This is a genomic window from Herbaspirillum sp. WGmk3 (assembly GCF_023952535.1).
Classification (GTDB): domain Bacteria; phylum Pseudomonadota; class Gammaproteobacteria; order Burkholderiales; family Burkholderiaceae_D; genus Herbaspirillum; species Herbaspirillum huttiense.
Window position 1 is genome coordinate 38,502 of record NZ_JAKYWT010000008.1, and the last position, 16,892, is coordinate 55,393.

A 16,892-nucleotide genomic window follows, 5' to 3' on the forward strand; every position below is an offset into this window, starting at 1 on the left:
TTAATGATTTTTTGCAATAGATCAAGTAATTCAAGCCACCTCAATTCGGAGCGCAGGCGGCTGGACCGTTCCGATTGCATCCACTCTTTCCAACGGGGTTTTCATGAACGTCTCATTCATAGGCCGTTTTACCATCCGCCAGATCTTCATCCTGCTTACCGGCGTCATCAGTGCGCTCATGCTGGCCATCGCGCTGGTCGCTCTGGCGCTGGAACGCAGCGACGCCACGCTCAATGCCGCCAACGAGAGCCGCTATGCCTCGTTCCAGCTGGCCACCGAATTGCGCCAGAGTTCGGACGACCTGACCCGCCTGGCACGCACCTACGTCATCACGGCTGACCCCGCCTATGAAAAACAGTACCAGGCGATCCTCGACATCCGCGATGGCAAGAAGCCCCGCCCGGAAAACTATGGCCGCATCTACTGGGATTTCGTCGCCGCCGACGGCAAGCCGCCGCGCCCGGACAGCTCGCGCAGCGTCGCCTTGATCGAACTGATGCGGCAAGCCGGGTTCACCGACGCCGAACTGGCCAAGCTCAGCGAAGCCAAGGCCAATTCGGACGCCCTGGTCAAGACTGAAACGGTGGCCATGAACATGGTCAAGGGCCTCTACGAAGATGCGCAAGGCAACTTCACCCGGCGCGGCGAACCCGACCTGGCGCGTGCACGCGAACTCATGCACGACCATGCCTACCACGTGAACAAGGCCAGCATCATGCGCCCGGTAGACCAGTTCTTCGCCATGCTGGACGCCCGCACCCTGGCCCAGGTGGAAGATGCCAGGGCGCATTCGGCCACGATGGCGCTGATCTTCTACGCGCTCATGGGGGTGGCGGTGGTGGTGCTGGCCTGTACGCTCATGCTGGTCTACAAGGCTATCCGCGATCCCCTGGCGCATGCCGCCAGGGTGGCACGCCGGGTGGCGCAGGGCGATCTGACGGCCGAGATCAGCCACCACGTCAGGGGCGAAACCGGCGCATTGCTGGAGGCCCTGCGGACCATGCAGACCGGCCTGCAAGTCATCGTTACCGATGTGCGCGACGGTGCCCATCGCATCGACAATTCCGCTACCGAGATCGCGGCCGGTACGCTGGACCTGTCCACCCGCACCGAGCAGCAAGCCAGTTCGCTGGAAGAAACCGCATCCTCGATGGAAGAGATCACCTCCACCGTCAAGCAGAATGCCAGCAACGCCCTGCTGGCCAGCGAACTGGCCAGTACTGCGTCGGCGGTGGCGCAGCGCGGCGGAGCCGTGGTCTCGCAGGTGGTGGAGACGATGGGGGCCATCAATGCCTCGTCGAAGAAGATCGTCGACATCATCGGCGTGATTGACGGCATCGCGTTCCAGACCAATATCCTGGCACTCAACGCCGCCGTGGAAGCGGCCCGGGCCGGCGAGCAGGGCCGCGGTTTTGCGGTGGTCGCCAGCGAGGTGCGCAACCTGGCGCAACGCTCGGCGGCCGCCGCCAAGGAGATCAAGGAACTCATCGACAACTCGGTCTCCAAGGTCGATGCCGGCAGCACGCTGGTCAACCAGGCCGGCTCCACCATGGATGAAGTGGTCGCCAGCGTACAACGCGTTACCGAAATCATTGCCGGCATCAGTACGGCCAGCCAAGAGCAGTCCGCCGGCGTGGAGCAGATCCAGCAGGCGATCAGCCAGATGGATAACGTGACCCAGCAGAATGCCGCCTTGGTGGAGCAGGCCTCGGCCGCCGCCGAGTCGATGCAGGAGCAGGCCCACAAGCTCAGCGGACTGGTCGGGGCCTTCAAGACCTAGCGCAGGCGAACACGAACTCCCACTGGCGGGGGGCTGGAGGGCGATATGAAGAGAACATCAGCACGCTGCCGTCCATGCGGCCCAGGCGGGGGCCAGGCAGCCACCGGCGTGAAGAGTAGGGCGATTTTCAGGGAGGCGTGGTGGCCCCCGGTTTCATTTCGGCCAGCGCAACTCGAAGCAGGCACCGCCCAGGGTCGAGGGTTGGCAATCCACCGTGCCGCCATGCGCGCTGGCAATGGCCCGCACTACGGCCAGTCCCAGCCCGCTACCCTTGGCGGCCGTGTCGCCGGTACGGGGCCCACGCTGGAAGGCATCGAAGATGCGCTGCGCGTCGCTGGCGGACAGGCCAGGACCGCTGTCCTCCACGCGCAGGCAATGCTGGCCATCGACGACCAGGGTACTGATGCGCAAGGGGCCCGGCGTGGCGTGTTGCAGGGCATTCTCCAGCAGCGCCAGCAGTGCCTGGCGGATGCGTACCGGGTCGCATGCCGGTCGCTCCGCGCCCAGCGCCAGGGTGAGCGTGAAGCCCTTGTCGTGCAGCGCCGATTCACAGGCTTTCAGCACCGTCATGATCTCCTGCCGCAGATCGGCCTGCTGCAGCTGGATGCGCAAGTGGCCGCTCTCGGCCAGCCCCACGATGCGCAAGTCCTCGATCAGCCGGCCCAGTCCTTCCACCTGCACCAGCAGGCTGGAAAAGAGCGCCGGATCGGGCTGGAACACGCCATCGGCCAGGCCCTGCAGACGCCCGCGCAGGATTGTCACCGGCGTGCGCAGCTCGTGCGCAATCGCGGCGTTCCAGAAGATGCGTTCCTGCTGCACCCGCTCCAGCCGTTCGGCCATGGCATTGAAATCGCTGATCAGTTGCGAGGCTTCGTCCAGCGGCTGCCGGTCTGCCGCGGCGCGCGCGGCCAGGTCACCCTGCGCCACGCGGCGCAAACTGGTGGCCACCGAATTCAAAGGCGTGAGGATGCGGCGCGATAACCGGATGGCCACCCACACCGCAATGGCCACGCCGATGAGCGTGGTCACGAAGATCCAGCCCCATTCAGCGGGCGAGGGCAGCCAGCTGTCTGGTGCAGATAGCGCCGTGGGCAGGAAGATGAACAGCGTCGAATAAAACGCGTAAGACCCCAGCAGCACCATCAGCATGATGGTCAGTGCCAGGATGGCGACGGAACTGATGATCTGGCGCGCCAGTCCCTTGCCGCGCCAGAGGGTCAGGAGATCGATGCCGGGTTTCATGGATGCGTATCGGGTGCGTGCAATCAGCCGCCCTGCTGGAAGCGGTAGCCGACCCCGCGGATGCTCACCGGGATACCGGCCAGTCCGAGGTCTTCCAGCTTCTTGCGCAGCTTGCTGACGTGGCTGTCCACGGTGCGTTCCAGGGTGTCGCCCTCGGGCAGGCAGGTGGCCAGCAGTTCGGCACGGCTGAATACGCGGCGCGGGGCGCGTGCCAGTTGTGCCAGCAGCTTGAATTCAGTCAGTGTCAGCATCAGCGTGTGGCTCACGCCCTCGATTTCGGCCACCACCTCATGCTGTTCGAAATCGATCACGAAGGGCGGGGCGCGCAGGATGCGGCGGTCTTCGCGCTCCTCGCGCGGCAGGCTGCGGCGCAGTACCGCTTCCACGCGCGCCACCACTTCGGCCGGGTTGAAAGGCTTGACCACGTAGTCATCAGCACCGATGCGCAGGCCCGTGAGCTTGTCCACGTCCTGGTCCAGCGCGGTGAGCAGGATGACCGGCGTGTTGTCGCGCTGGCGGATCTGCGCCAGCACCTGCCAGCCATTGACCTGCGGCATCTGAATATCGAGCAGCACCAGGTCCGGCTTGAGCGAGAGATGCAGCTCCAGTGCCCGCGCGCCATCGGCCGCATGCACGCTGCGCATGCCGCTGCGGGCCAGGTAGGCGGCCAGGATCTCGGCGATCTCGGGTGCATCCTCGGCGATGAGGATCAGCGCACCCGTGGCCGGTGCGGCCTCGCCGGCTTTCACTTGGGTTGCCGCCATTCTTGCCATCTCCATCAAAACTCCATCGTTGTATCGCGCAAACCTCACGCGCATGCCCCAGACTCCGCCTTCGCTCGCGATTGTACTGTCGGGCAGCCCGTGCGGCAAAAAAGCCGTGGGTTGACCGGCAGGCGCTGTCCTTCGCGTGTTTCCCCCGATGGAGTTCCTGCATGCCTCGCTTCTTTATCGACCGCCCCATCTTTGCCTGGGTGGTCGCGCTGTTCATCGTGCTCTTCGGCGTGATCGCCATGAGCCAGTTGCCCATAGCCCGCTATCCCTCGGTGGCCCCGCCCAGCGTGACGATCAACGCCACCTATCCGGGGGCCACGCCGCAGACCATGAACGATGGCGTCATCAGCCTGATCGAGCGCGAATTGTCGGGCGTGAAGAACCTGCTCTATTTCGAATCCTCGGCCGATACCTCCGGCAGCGCCCAGATCACCGTGACCTTCAAGCCCGGCACTGATCCGGAGTTGGCCCAGGTCGACGTGCAGAACAAGCTCAAGGCCATCGAAGCGCGCCTGCCGCAAACGGTGCGCCAGAATGGCGTGACCGTGGAGTCGGCGGCCTCGGGCTTCCTGCTCATGGTCAGCCTGACCTCGGTGGACGGCCGCCATGATGAAATCCGCCTCAACGATTACCTGGCTCGCAACATCGTCGAAGAACTGCGCCGCGTCGACGGCGTAGGCCGCGTGCAACTGTTCGGTGCCGAGCAGGCGATGCGGATCTGGATCGATCCCTTCAAGCTCAATGCCTTCGGACTGTCCGTGACAGATATCAGTACAGCGGTCAGCCAGCAGAACGCACAGATTGCTCCCGGACGCCTGGGCGATACGCCAACTGTACCGGGCCAGCAGATCGCCGTTCCCCTGACAGTACAAGGACAGTTGCAGTCACCGGACCAGTTCGCTTCCATCGTGCTCAAGGCCAAGGCCGATGGTTCGCGGGTGCTGCTGGGCGACGTGGCCCGGGTCGAACTGGGCGCGCAATCCTATGCCTTCGCCAACCGTGAAGACGGCAAGCCGGCAGGCGTGGCCGCCGTACAGCTCTCACCCGGTGCCAACGCGGTCCGCACGGCTGCAGCGATCCAGGCGCGCATGGAAGAACTGCGCCCCAGCCTGCCGCAGGGCATGCAGTTCTCGCTGCCCTACAACACCGCGCCCTTCGTCAAGATCTCCATCCAGAAAGTGGTGCAGACCCTGATCGAGGCCATGGTGCTGGTGTTCCTGGTGATGTATTTGTTCCTGCAGAACGTGCGCTATACCGTCATCCCGGCCATCGTCGCGCCCATCGCGCTGCTGGGCACGCTGGCGGTGATGCTGGTGGCCGGCTACTCGGTCAACGTGCTGACCATGTTCGGCATGGTGCTGGCCATCGGCATCATCGTCGATGACGCCATCGTGGTGGTGGAAAACGTCGAGCGCATCATGGCCGAGGAAGGCCTGGGTCCGCGCGAGGCCACCATCAAGGCGATGGGGGAGATCACCGGTGCCATCATCGGCATCACCCTGGTGCTGACCGCCGTCTTCATTCCCATGGCGCTGGCCGGGGGATCGGTGGGCGTGATCTATCGCCAGTTCTCGCTGGCCATGGCGGTATCGATCCTGTTCTCGGCCTTCCTGGCGCTGAGCCTGACGCCGGCCCTGTGCGCCACCTTGCTCAAACCGGTGGCCCCCGGCCATCACGAGAACCGTGGTTTCTTCGGTGCCTTCAACCGTGCCTTCGCACGCCTTACGCGCCGCTATGAATCGCTGCTGGGCCGCTTGATCGAGCGCGGGCTGCGCATGATGCTGCTCTATGGCGCGCTGTCGCTGTTGCTGGTGCTGGGTTTGCGGGCGCTGCCTTCGGCCTTCCTGCCGGAAGAAGACCAGGGTTATTTCATGACCAGCTTCCAGCTGCCCGCCGATGCCACCACCGAGCGCACGGCGCGTGCCGTGGATCAGTTCGAACGCTACCTGAAAACGCGCGAGGATATCGGTGCCAATCTGTCGGTGCTGGGATTCGGTTTCTCCGGTTCCGGCCCCAATGCGGCGATGGCCTTCACCGAACTGAAGGACTGGAAGGAGCGCAAGGGTTCCACCGCCGCCATCGAGGCCCAGCATGCGCAGGGGGCCATGGAGAACGGAGTGGATGGCATGGTCATGAGCCTGCTGCCGCCGGCCATCGAGGAGCTGGGCAATTCCTCCGGCTTTGCCATGCGCCTGCAGGACCGTGCCAACCAGGGCCACGCCGCGCTCAAGGCGGCCGAAGCGCAACTGCTGGCAATGGCGGCACAGAGCCCCAAGCTGGCGGGCGTGTATGCGGATGGCCTGCCACCGGGCGCGAGCCTGCAGCTCAATGTGGATCGCCACAAGGCGGCCGCGCTGGGCGTTTCCTTTGCCAGCATCAGCGATACGCTCTCGGCGGCCATGGGTTCCTTCTATGTAAATGATTTCCCCAATGCGGGCCGCATGCAGCAGGTCATCATTCAGGCCCAGGCGCAATCGCGCATGCAGATCGAGGACCTGATGAAGCTGTATGTGCGCAACCAGAACGGCGGGATGGTGCCGCTCTCGGAAATGGCACAAGCCCAATGGCAGGTCGTGCCGACCCAATTGCAGCGCTACCAGGGCTTCCCGGCGGTGCGCATCTCCGGCAGTGCTGCGCCGGGCGTGGCCAGTGGCGATGCCATGGCGGAGATGGAAAAGCTGGCGCAGCAACTGCCGCCCGGATTTGCCGTGGCATGGACCGGCCAGTCCCTGCAGGAACGCCTGTCGGCGGCCCAGGCACCGATGCTGATGGCCTTGTCGATGCTGGTGGTGTTCCTGGTGCTGGCGGCCTTGTACGAGAGCTGGCGCATTCCGCTGTCGGTCATGCTGGTGGTGCCGCTGGGCTTGATCGGTGCGGTCGCAGCGGTGATCCTGCGCGACATGCCCAATGACGTGTTCTTCAAGGTTGGCATGATCACTGTCATCGGGCTCTCGGCCAAGAACGCCATCCTCATCGTCGAGTTTGCGCGTCAGTTGCGCGCGGAAGGCGCGGGCCTGGTGGAGGCGGCGACCAAGGCGGCAGTGCTGCGGCTGCGTCCCATCCTCATGACTTCGCTGGCCTTCGCGCTGGGCGTGGTGCCGCTGATGCTGGCCTCGGGCGCGAGTGCCGAGACCCAGCGCGCCATCGGCACGGGCGTGTTCGGCGGCATGGTCAGTGCCACGGTGTTGGCGGTGCTGTTCGTCCCCTTGTTCTTCGTGCTGGTGCTGGGGGCGGGAGTTCGCCGCAGCGCGCAGCGCGTGCAGGAGGCATGATGTGTCCGCGCAGTGATTTGCGGCTCTATGGCCGCCGGCTCCTCAACGACCGCGAGCAGATCCACCACGCCCAATACCGGGGCCACGATATCCGGGTCATTGCGTTCCAGGGGCAGCATGGCTGGGAGATGAGCCTGCGCATCTTCCACGGCGGCAAGCGCATCCTGCGTTACCGGCAGGACAGCCCTTTGTATCTCGATTTCGAGCATGCGCGCATTGCCGGCATGCTGCGTGCGTACGAGATCATCGAACGCCGCGTGGCGGCCTGATTCTCTTCCCTCGGGAGCGCACCGTCAGCGCTTCGTCAGCCAGTGCGGCCGGCTTGCCACAGTGCAGGCCGTGCCGCCATCTTTCCGGCTTGCCTTCCTTACTTTTTCGCACGGCTGCCGCCTACAATCCATCAGGAGTACGTGGCGGCACTGCCGTGTCCGGCCTCTGCCGGACTGCCAATTTGGGTTAAAGAAAAAAGCCGCCCCTCTCTAGAATGCCATCACCCCTCACGCTGCCCGCAGGGCGCGCAAGATGCCGGCGCACGGACGTAAAACTGTCCGCTGCCACGGCGATGACGAGACGCAGGTGTTTTCAGAAAAGGTAAGGGTCCGATGAGCCAGCTCGATTGCAGCAAGCATGACAAGGAAGAAAATGCGCTGAGGAAAAACGCCCTCGGCGTAGGTTTCATCATCTTCTTCGTGGTCTCCGCCGCCAGTCCCTTGAGCGTGATCGCCGGCGGATTTCCGATCGGCATCATGCTCGGCAACGGTCCCGGCACACCGGCCTTGCTGGTGCTGATCCTGTTGCTGTTGCTGGCCTTCTCGGTCGGCTATACCACCATGGCGCGCCACGTCACCAATGCCGGCGGCTTCTATGCCTTCTCCAGCGCCGGCCTGGGCGGCATGGCCGGCGGCGTGGCCGGGGTGCTGGCCATGTTCGCCTACAACATCCTGCAGATTGGGCTTTATGGCATGTTCGGCGGGGTGATGTCGGCCACCATCTTCGACATCTTCGGAGTGCAACTGGCGTGGTGGGTCTATGCGGCCCTGGCCATGCTGAGCGTGGCCGTGCTCGGTTACCGCAACATCGACCTGTCGGCGCGCCTGCTGTCGGTGGTGGTGGTGGCCGAGTACCTGGCGGTGCTGGTGCTGGACTTCTGTATCCTGCGCGCCGGCGGTGATCATGGCGTCAACCTCGATTCCTTTGCACCGGCCAATGTCATGAGCGGTACGCCCTCCATCGGCCTGCTGTTCGCCTTTGCCGCCTTCATCGGTTTCGAAGCCACCACCATCTATGGCGAAGAGGCCAAGAATCCCAAGCGTGCGATACCGATTGCCACCTATACCTCGGTGCTGCTGATCGGTGCCTTCTATGGCATCTCGCTGTGGGCGCTCATCATCGGGGCCGGCAGCGACAAGGTGGTCAAGCTGCTGGAACACATGCAGGACCCGACCGCCTTCATTTACGTCATGTCGGACCACTATGCCGGGGGCGGACTGACGGCTGTGATTCGTATCCTCTTCGTCATCAGCATCTATGCCGGCTTGCTGGCCTTCCACAGTTCGGCCGCACGCTATTTCTATGCGGTCGGGCGGGACGGCCTGCTGCACCGCCTGCTGGGCACCACCCACAAGACCTATCAAAGTCCGCACATGGGTTCGGCTCTGCAGAGCGCCATTGCGGCCGTGGTGGTGACGCTCTTTGCGGTCTCGGGGGCGCATCCCATCCTGCATCTGTTCGCCTGGTTTTCCAGCCTGGCGGCACTGTGCCTGATGCTGCTGATGATCATGACCTCGGCGGCCGTGATCTGCTATTTCCGGCGGCGTCCGGAGGCCTGTGACAGCGCCTGGCGGGTGCGCATCCTGCCGGCCGTCTCGCTGGTCGCCTTGCTCTACATTCTCTGTACGGCCATCCTGCATTTCGATGTCTTGACCGGGGCCAGCAAATCCATGTCCTGGGCGCTGTGCTCGATGATCCCGCTGGCCATCGTCATCGGCGTGATGCTTGCCAGCCGCCTGCGCCGTTGTGCGCCGATGCGTTTCGCTGCGCTGGGGAGTCACAAGCTGTAGCCGCGCTCCGGCCGGGCAGGAACCGTTGCTCAACGGGTCTCGCATGGCGAGGCCCGTTTTCTTTGGGCTGCGTTTTTCGGTACAGGAAAGAGGCATGATTTGATGCGTGAATTCATGCGCGAATTCATGCGTCAATTCGGGCGTGGATTCGCGCGTCAATTCACGCCCGTATTCGGGCGCAAAAAAACGCGGCACAGCTTGCGCCGCACCGCGTTGTTGCTCCGTGCGCCGATGATCCGGCGCGTCGACTTCAGGATGCCAGCAGCACCGTGATGGTCTTCTCTTCGGTATAGGCCAATGCGCCGGCCAGTCCGCCTTCGCGGCCCATGCCGCTGTCCTTGATGCCGCCCCAGGGCAGGTTGGCATCCAGCGGGCTCCAGCAATTGACACCGATGGCACCGACCTTCACGCCAGCGGCCACCCGATGCGCGCGGGCCAGGTTGCCGGTCCAGACGGTGGCGGCCAGGCCGTAGCGCGAATCGTTGGCCAGGGCGATGGCTTCTTCCTCGGTATCGAAGCTGATGATGGTACCGACTGGCCCGAAGATTTCCTCACGGGCGATGCTCATGCCGTTGTTGGCATCGGCAAAGATCGTCGGCTGCACGAACCAGCCCTTGTCCGGCCGCGAGACGCCGCCGGCCAGCAGGGTGGCCCCCTCGTCCAGGCCCTGCTGGATGTAGCGGTTGACGCGCTCGAACTGCGCCTTCTTGGCCACCGGCCCCATGCGCACGCCCGGCTGGCGCGGATCGCCCACGGTGATGCCGGCGGCGGCCTCGGCCAGTGCCTTGGCAAAGCGTTGCGCCAGGCTGCGCTGTACCAGAATGCGCGAACCGGCCGCGCATACCTGTCCCTGGTTGACGAACAGGCCCAGCGTGCAGCCGAACAGGGCGTCTTCGAAAGGCGCATCGTCGAACACGATCTGCGGGCTCTTGCCGCCCAGTTCCAGCGTGACGCGCTTGAACTGTTCCCCGGCGATGCGCTGGATCGCGCGGCCCGCTTCGGGGCTGCCGGTGAAGCTGATCTTGGCCACGTCCGGATGTTCGCAGAGGGCACGGCCGACCTCGTTGCCGTAGCCGGTCACCACATTGATCACGCCATCCGGGAAGCCCGCTTCCTGCGCCAGGCGCGCCAGGTGCAGGGCCGATTGCGGGGTTTCTTCGGCCGGCTTGATGACCACCGTGCATCCGGCAGCCAGCAGCGCGGCGACCTTCCAGCTGGTGATCATGAGCGGCGCATTCCAGGGCAGGATGGCACCGACCACGCCGATCGGCTCGCGGATCGTGTAGGACAGCGTGGGCTTGCCCATGTAGCCGGCCGTGGGAATGGTGCGGCCTTCCATCTGGTTGGCCCAGCCGGCGGCGGCGCGCAGGTGGCTCACGGCGTTGGGCACGTCCATCATGCGCGGCTCCATGGGCGAGCGACCGATGGCATTGGCATCCATGTCGGCCAGCAGGTCGGCATCGCGCTCGACCAATGCGGCCAGCGCATGCAGCAGGGTGCCGCGCTGCAGGCCCGAGAGCCGGCTCCATGCGCCGCCGTCCAGCTGCGCGCGTGCCGCCGCCACGGCCCGCGCCACGTCCTCGGCCGTGCCTTGCGCGGCGCTGGCGTAGACTTCCTCGTTGATGGGATTGACCAGGTTCATGCGCTGGCCACCGGAGGCCTCGCTGGCCTGGCCTGCAATAAAGTGCTGAAGATGGAGAGACATGCTCATTCTCGTGGTGGGTTGTCGGGAGAGTGCATGCGGGTCATGCGCAGCGTCCTGCGGACGGGCGCACCTGGGCCTGCATGGAGCCAGAATGTATAGAGGGCAGGGCCGCGCAGTTAGCCCAAATGAGCAATTTGGCTGGCGATGGCAGTGAAGCTGTTGATGCACGGAAAGAAGGACTGCCCTGTTCTCGTCCAGCCTGCATTGATGTTGTGCATAAAAAACTAAAGTTGCACTATTTTGAAATATCGAGCATGACAGCTTGGAAAATTGTAAAAGTATTTGCTAAATTTTGGCACTGAGATAAATTTGCATAAAATTAGCCGAAAAGGCAGACACTGCGCGGCCCCCGGACCGGATCTCATCCAGGTCCCTTGCACTGACGCAGACATCCCATCAAAACAATGAAAATGCAGGCACGTTAAATGCATGGAGACAGAGCCACGCTCGCGGGGGCAATCGCGGCTCACTTGGAGAGAGACCATGTTGCAAAGCATTCACCGTTTTCAGGATGTGCATGTGCACGCCGCCGCCATTGGCGCGTGGAAGCAGACCTATGCACAGATTTCCGCCGGCAAGCTGGAGAGCTCGCTGATGCAGTTGTCGACCCGGCGCTGCCACGCCTTTCGCGAGCGCATCAACAAGCGCGTGGTCCAGCATGGCGAGGCACCGAAGGACCAGATCTGCTTCGCCTTCCCGATTGCCGCACCGGGTGCGGCGCACGTGCAGGGGCGCGAGGCTGATGAGAAGAGCATCCTGTTCCTGCAGGGCGGCGAGGAATTCATGTTCCACATGCCGATGGATACCGACCTGCTGTCGCTGACGTTTGATCGCGACCTGTTCGAGGAGCACCTGCACCAGATGCCCGACCCCGACCGTATCAGTGCGTTGCTGCGGCAGCCGGTCATCAAGGTGCCGCCCAAAGGCTTGCGTGCTTGTCGCGAACGCTTGCTCAACCTCTTCTCGCAATCGATGCTGCAGATCGATGGCGGGCAGTGGCAGGCCGATGCGCAGGCGGAGCAGCGTGAGCAGGCGCTGGAGTCGTCCTTGCTGGGTGAGTTGCTGGGCTTGTTGTCGGCGCCGGATTCTGATCCCGTGCGCCAGATGAGCACCACCCGCAGCTACATCGTCGAGAAGCTGCATCGCCAGGCCATCGTGGACGCGGCCAATGTGCCCAGCATTTTCGAGGTATGCCAGCGGCTGCAGGTGAGCCGGCGCACGGTGCAGAACAGTTTCCAGACGGTGGCCGAGACCACGCCCCTGAATTACCTGCGCTGCGTGCGGCTCAATGGCGTGCGGCGCGAATTGCTCTCCACCACGCATCAGGAAGCCTCCATCGGCGACGTGGCCTCACGCTGGGGCTTCTTCCATCTGAGCCACTTTGCCGAGGATTATCAGGAGCTGTTCGGGGAGTTGCCGTCGCAGACGGCGCGGCGCGTGCCGCAGAAGCTCTTCCAATAAGCAAGCGAGTACCAGTGAAAACGCCGGTCAGGTGACCGGCGTTTTTGTTTTTTTTGCTGGCGTCAGCCGGCAATGCGCGCCGTAATCTTGCGCGCCGCATCCGTAATCAGCCCCGACAGGAACTCCCGGTTGAATGCGTTGACCCGTTCCGTATTGCCGGCCAGCGTGATGCTGCCAAGAATGCGTTGCTTCTCATCGAAGATGGGCGCGGCGATACCGGTCTTGCCCGGGTCCAGCTCACCCTCGCTGACGCAATAGCCATCCTTGCGGATCTTCAGCATCACCTTCGAGAAATCTTTCCAGTTGCTCCCCACCAGCCGCAGTTCCTCCGCCGTGGCCCCATCGAAATGCCTGCGCAATTGCCGTGGCAGCAGATAGGCCAGGATCACCCGCGCCGTGGCGCTGTGGAACAGGTCCATCGGCGTGCCCCGCCCATAGTTCAGGCGCGCGTCATTGTTCCCGGACTCCTGCAGGATGTTGATCACCGTTGAACCATACAGCTCGCTGATGAGCAGCTCCAGCCCGGTCTGCGCCACCAGGTCGCCGACGATGTCGCGGCTGGCCGCCAGCAAGGGATCGAACTGCGTCATGTGGCGATCCAGCTCGATCACCTTCGGACCCACGGCATAGCCGCGCGGCATCTTCACCAGCAAACCGGCATGGCCGAGTTCGCGCACGTAGCGATAGGCGCTGGCCGGGGTGTAGCCCAGCTGGGCACAGATGATGTCGATGTCGATGACGGGTTGGCTGGGCTTGAACAAGGTCAACACTTCCAGCATGCGGCTCAGGCTATTCATGGTCTAGGGCAGTAAGGGCCACAGGGCCCGGTGGCAGGCATTGTACGACCACCCAAGCGCCAGGTACGCCGGGTCGTCACCAATTGCCGATTTGGGCTCAAGGCTATTGCACAAATCTCTTATATTCAAAATCAAGCAATAAATCATTGAGCCTGTGAACACAATTATGTACAGATTTCGTCTATACGAAAATACATGATTTTACCCCGGGTTGATTGCGATACCGCAAACCAGCCTGCTGCTGCGGCCGGCTGGTTTGCCCGATCCTGTAGAAGCGCCTGTGCGCGGCGCTGGCCGCCGGCGGCAAAGGAAGAGAAATGACCCGATACACCGGAGCACACGCCTTATGGGCCGGTCTGCTGGACCAAGGTGTGGACACCTGTTTCGCCAATCCCGGCACTACCGAACTGGACCTGGTCCGTGGCCTGGAAAGCTTTCCCAGGCTGCGCTGCGTCGTCGCCCTGCAGGAAAATGTCTGTACCGGCGCGGCCGATGGCTATGGCCGCATGCTGGGCCGTCCGGCCAGCACCTTGCTGCACCTGGGACCCGGATTTGCCAATGGCATCGCCAACCTGCACAACGCACGCCGCGCCCGTACCCCCATCGTCAACATCATCGGCGACCACACCAGCTGGCACCTGCCTTACGACGCACCGCTGACCTCCGATATCGAATCGCTGGCCCGTCCCGTCTCGGGCTGGGTCCACCGTATCACCGGCACCGACGACATCGCCTCTGCGGCCGCTGACTCCGTGCGCCAGAGCACGGCCGCCGGCGGGCAGGGCAGTACCCTGATCTTCCCGGCCGATTTCCAGTTCGCCGACATGGCTGAGGCCCAAGCCGTGGCTGCCGTGAAAGAATCCACGGAACCCGCAGACGATTACCAGCCGGCCCAGGCATTGGCGCGCCTCCGCGAGGCCAAGCGCGTGGTCTTCCTGCTGGGCGGCGGTGGCGAGGAGAGCGGTCTTGGTGCCCGCGCCCAGCGTGCCGTGGCGCGGATCGCCGCCCATACCGGCTGCAGCGTCTATGCAGAAACGTTCCCGGCCCGCGCCGAGCGCGGCCAGGGCTTGCCTTCCTTCGACCGCCTGCCGTATTTCCCCGAGCCGGCGCGCAAGGTCCTCGATGAGGCAGACGTGGTTGTACTGGTGGGCGCGCTGCCGCCGATTACCTACTTCGGCTATGTCGGCCATCCCAGTGCGCTGGTGGCTCCCGAGCGCCTGCTCACCATCAGCCTGCCGGGCCGTCCTGCCGCTGCGCGCGTGGAACAGCTGGCCGATGCGCTCGGTGCGCCGCCCTACGCAGTGCCGCAGCACGCCTTGCCAGCGCTGCCCGAGGGCGAACTGAACCCGCAGAAGATCGCCGCCGTGCTGGCGCGCGAGTTGCCCGAGCACGCCATCGTCTCGGTTGAGGGCGGTACGTGCGGCTATCCCTTCTATGCGGTGTCGGATGCGGCGCGCCCGCATACGGTGCTCACCAATACCGGTGGCGCCATCGGCCAGGGGCTGCCGGTCGCGCTGGGCGCGGCGGTGGCCTGCCCGGACCGCACGGTGGTCGGCCTGCTCTCCGATGGCAGCACGCAATACACCATCCAGACCCTGTGGTCGCTGGCCCATGAAAACGCCCGGGTCGTGGTGCTGATCGCCGCCAATCACCAATACGCCATCCTGCGCAATGAACTGCGCCGCGACGGCGCGCCGCTGGGCGAACGTGCCGCGCAGATGACGGCACTCGATCATCCGCGCATCGACTGGGTTGCGCTGGCGCAGTCCTATGGCGTCCCCGCCTCGCGTGCCGAGACTGCACAGCAATTGCAGCAGCAGTTGCAGGCGGCCTTTGCCGGCAGCGGCCCGGCCCTGATCGAGATGGCGCTGTAAATCATTTCCGCATCAATCACATCCGACGCACACCACGGCATAAAACAAGGAGCAAGCATGGAACTGAATCTGCAAGGCAAGACCGCCATCGTCACCGGCGGCAGCCTGGGCATCGGGCGGGCAGTGGCCGAGGCACTGGCGCGCGAAGGCGTGCGCGTGGCCATCGTCGCGCGCAGCAAGGGCAAGCTGGAAGAAGTGGCCAAGGAGCTGACCCACACCACCGGCACTGAAGTCATCGCCGTGGCTGCCGACGTCAGCAATACCGAACAGGTGGAAGCGGCCGTGGCACAGGCTGCGCAGCACTTCGGCGGCATCGACATCCTGGTCAATGGCGCAGCCCATCCGGGCGGGCTGGTGCGCTCGGAAATCCAGCACGCCAGCCCCGAAGGCCTGCTCGAAGACATCAACATCAAGGTGGTCGGCTACATGCGCTTTGCCAAGGCGGCCGCTGCGCACATGCGCACCGGTGGCTATGGCCGCATCATCAATATCGGCGGGCTCACCGGCCGCGGCAGCAAGCAGTTGTCCGGCATGCGCAACGTGGCCATCTGCCATCTCACCAAGACCCTGTCGGACCAGCTCGGTCCGGACGGCATCACCGTCAACGTGATCCACCCCGGCGTGGTCGAGACCCCGCACATCCACGAACTCTACGAGAAGGAAGCCAAGCTGCAAGGGCTGACCCCCGGGCAGGTCGAGCAGAACTATGCCAAGGCCACGCCAATCCGGCGCGTGCTGCAGGTGGAAGAGATCGCCGACGTCGTGCTGTTCCTGGCTTCGCCCCGCGCGGCGGCCATCACCGGCGAATCGATTGCGGTGGATGGCGGCATCACCCGCGGCATCTACCTCTGAGCAGACTGAACTACTGAAAAGGACACCATCATGCAAGGAACCATCCTGGTCGGTACCGCCGGCCAAGGCATCGTGCGCAGCGTCGACAATGGTGCGACCTGGCACCGCCTGGGCCTGAAGGAAGCCATCGAATTCGACGGCGTGGTACGCAGCCTGGCCGTCGATCCCTCGGACGCGTCGCGCGTACTGGCGGGGGCCGATGCCGGCATTTGCCTGAGCACCGACGGCGGTGCCCATTTCAAGCGCATCGCTTCGCCCGCCGATGACCAGACCGTCTGGTCGATTGCCTTCAGTCCGAGCAATCCGAAACTGGTCTTCGCCGGCACCGGCGCACCCTCACGCGCCCGCATGTATCGCTCGCGCGATGGCGGCCTGTCGTGGCAACAGCTGGATGTGGAGTTGCCGGAATTCTGCTCGGGCGTGCACAAGCCGCGCATCCTGACCATCTTCGTGCGCGCCGATGCGCCGCAGGAAGTCTGGTTCGGCGTCGAAGAAGGCGGTGCCTGGCGCAGCAATGATGAAGGCGATACCTGGACCCGCATCGATACCCCGGGCCGTGGCATCAACAATTCCGACATCCACGCCATCACCGTGCTGCCCGCGACCGCCGATGCGCCGGTCAAGCATGTGGTGGTGACCGTCAACTCCGTCTGCGAGAGCACCGACGATGCCGCCAGCTTCACGGCCAAGGCCTCCAAGGAACGCTTCGACGGCATGTACTACACCCGCACCATCCAGGCGCTGGACCCGCAGGGCAATCAGCTGCTGCTGGCCATCGGCGACGGCACGCCCGGCACGCGCACCCGCATCTATCGTTCCGAAGATCGCGGCCAGAGCTGGCAGCCCAGCGTGCTGCACACCGCGCCGAACTCCACGGTGTGGGCCTTCGGCGGCCATCCGTCCGATCCGCAACTGCTGTTCGCCGGCACCAAGTACGGCTACCTGCTGCGCTCCACCGATGGCGGAAGCAGCTGGTACAAGGAATGGCGCGACTTCAGCGAAATCACCTCGGTAGCCTGGACGCCTTTCGTGGCCCCGGTGCATGCCCATCCGCAATCGATCGACTAGACCAACCA

13 protein-coding genes are annotated in these 16,892 nt (G+C 64.3%); 9 read left to right on the plus strand and 4 right to left on the minus strand.

The window, feature by feature from the left end:
- Positions 1–103: 103 nt before the first annotated feature.
- On the plus strand, positions 104–1,780 hold the full coding sequence (locus tag MKD49_RS24305) for a methyl-accepting chemotaxis protein (RefSeq protein ID WP_252697573.1): 1,677 nt from the start codon (positions 104–106) through the stop codon (positions 1,778–1,780).
- A 153-nt stretch (positions 1,781–1,933) separates the two neighbouring features.
- On the opposite strand, the gene MKD49_RS24310 is transcribed toward MKD49_RS24305, so the two are convergent.
- A complete protein-coding gene (locus tag MKD49_RS24310; RefSeq protein WP_204727102.1) occupies positions 1,934–3,022 on the minus strand; it encodes an ATP-binding protein in 1,089 nt (362 codons plus the stop codon).
- 23 nt (positions 3,023–3,045) lie between these two features.
- Positions 3,046–3,786: a response regulator gene (locus MKD49_RS24315; RefSeq protein WP_166675089.1), complete on the minus strand. Its 741-nt coding sequence runs from the start codon at positions 3,784–3,786 to the stop codon at positions 3,046–3,048.
- Between the two features lie 170 nt (positions 3,787–3,956).
- Between MKD49_RS24315 and MKD49_RS24320 the strand changes: the two genes are divergently transcribed.
- From MKD49_RS24320 to MKD49_RS24330, 3 genes are all read left to right on the plus strand, one after another.
- Positions 3,957–7,067 (plus strand): efflux RND transporter permease subunit, encoded by a 3,111-nt coding sequence (locus tag MKD49_RS24320; RefSeq protein ID WP_252697574.1) that lies wholly within the window; start codon positions 3,957–3,959, stop codon positions 7,065–7,067.
- Positions 7,064–7,336 (plus strand): hypothetical protein, encoded by a 273-nt coding sequence (locus MKD49_RS24325; protein ID WP_227022551.1) that lies wholly within the window; start codon positions 7,064–7,066, stop codon positions 7,334–7,336. The genes MKD49_RS24320 and MKD49_RS24325 overlap by 4 nt, the downstream gene beginning before the upstream one ends.
- Positions 7,337–7,669: 333 nt before the next feature.
- Entirely contained in the window at positions 7,670–9,127 is a 1,458-nt protein-coding gene (locus MKD49_RS24330; protein WP_034335319.1) for an APC family permease, read from the plus strand.
- A gap of 250 nt (positions 9,128–9,377) precedes the next feature.
- Here the strand turns inward: MKD49_RS24330 and MKD49_RS24335 are convergent, their stop codons facing one another.
- Positions 9,378–10,832: an aldehyde dehydrogenase gene (locus MKD49_RS24335; protein WP_039784155.1), complete on the minus strand. Its 1,455-nt coding sequence runs from the start codon at positions 10,830–10,832 to the stop codon at positions 9,378–9,380.
- 125 nt (positions 10,833–10,957) lie between these two features.
- Between MKD49_RS24335 and MKD49_RS24340 the strand changes: the two genes are divergently transcribed.
- On the plus strand, positions 10,958–11,134 hold the full coding sequence (locus MKD49_RS24340) for a hypothetical protein (protein WP_252697575.1): 177 nt from the start codon (positions 10,958–10,960) through the stop codon (positions 11,132–11,134).
- 181 nt (positions 11,135–11,315) lie between these two features.
- Positions 11,316–12,293: a helix-turn-helix domain-containing protein gene (locus MKD49_RS24345; protein ID WP_134223358.1), complete on the plus strand. Its 978-nt coding sequence runs from the start codon at positions 11,316–11,318 to the stop codon at positions 12,291–12,293.
- Between the two features lie 62 nt (positions 12,294–12,355).
- Here MKD49_RS24345 and MKD49_RS24350 read toward each other — a convergent pair whose 3' ends face one another.
- Positions 12,356–13,090, minus strand: coding sequence for an IclR family transcriptional regulator (locus tag MKD49_RS24350; RefSeq protein ID WP_252697576.1), 735 nt, complete (start codon positions 13,088–13,090; stop codon positions 12,356–12,358).
- A 317-nt stretch (positions 13,091–13,407) separates the two neighbouring features.
- Between MKD49_RS24350 and MKD49_RS24355 the strand changes: the two genes are divergently transcribed.
- From MKD49_RS24355 to MKD49_RS24365, 3 genes are read left to right on the plus strand one after another with little or no spacing between them, the layout of a single operon-like run.
- Positions 13,408–14,964: an acetolactate synthase large subunit gene (locus MKD49_RS24355; protein WP_252697577.1), complete on the plus strand. Its 1,557-nt coding sequence runs from the start codon at positions 13,408–13,410 to the stop codon at positions 14,962–14,964.
- Between the two features lie 57 nt (positions 14,965–15,021).
- A complete protein-coding gene (locus tag MKD49_RS24360; RefSeq protein WP_121045800.1) occupies positions 15,022–15,816 on the plus strand; it encodes an SDR family NAD(P)-dependent oxidoreductase in 795 nt (264 codons plus the stop codon).
- A gap of 30 nt (positions 15,817–15,846) precedes the next feature.
- Positions 15,847–16,884: a glycosyl hydrolase gene (locus MKD49_RS24365; RefSeq protein WP_252697578.1), complete on the plus strand. Its 1,038-nt coding sequence runs from the start codon at positions 15,847–15,849 to the stop codon at positions 16,882–16,884.
- Positions 16,885–16,892: the final 8 nt, after the last annotated feature.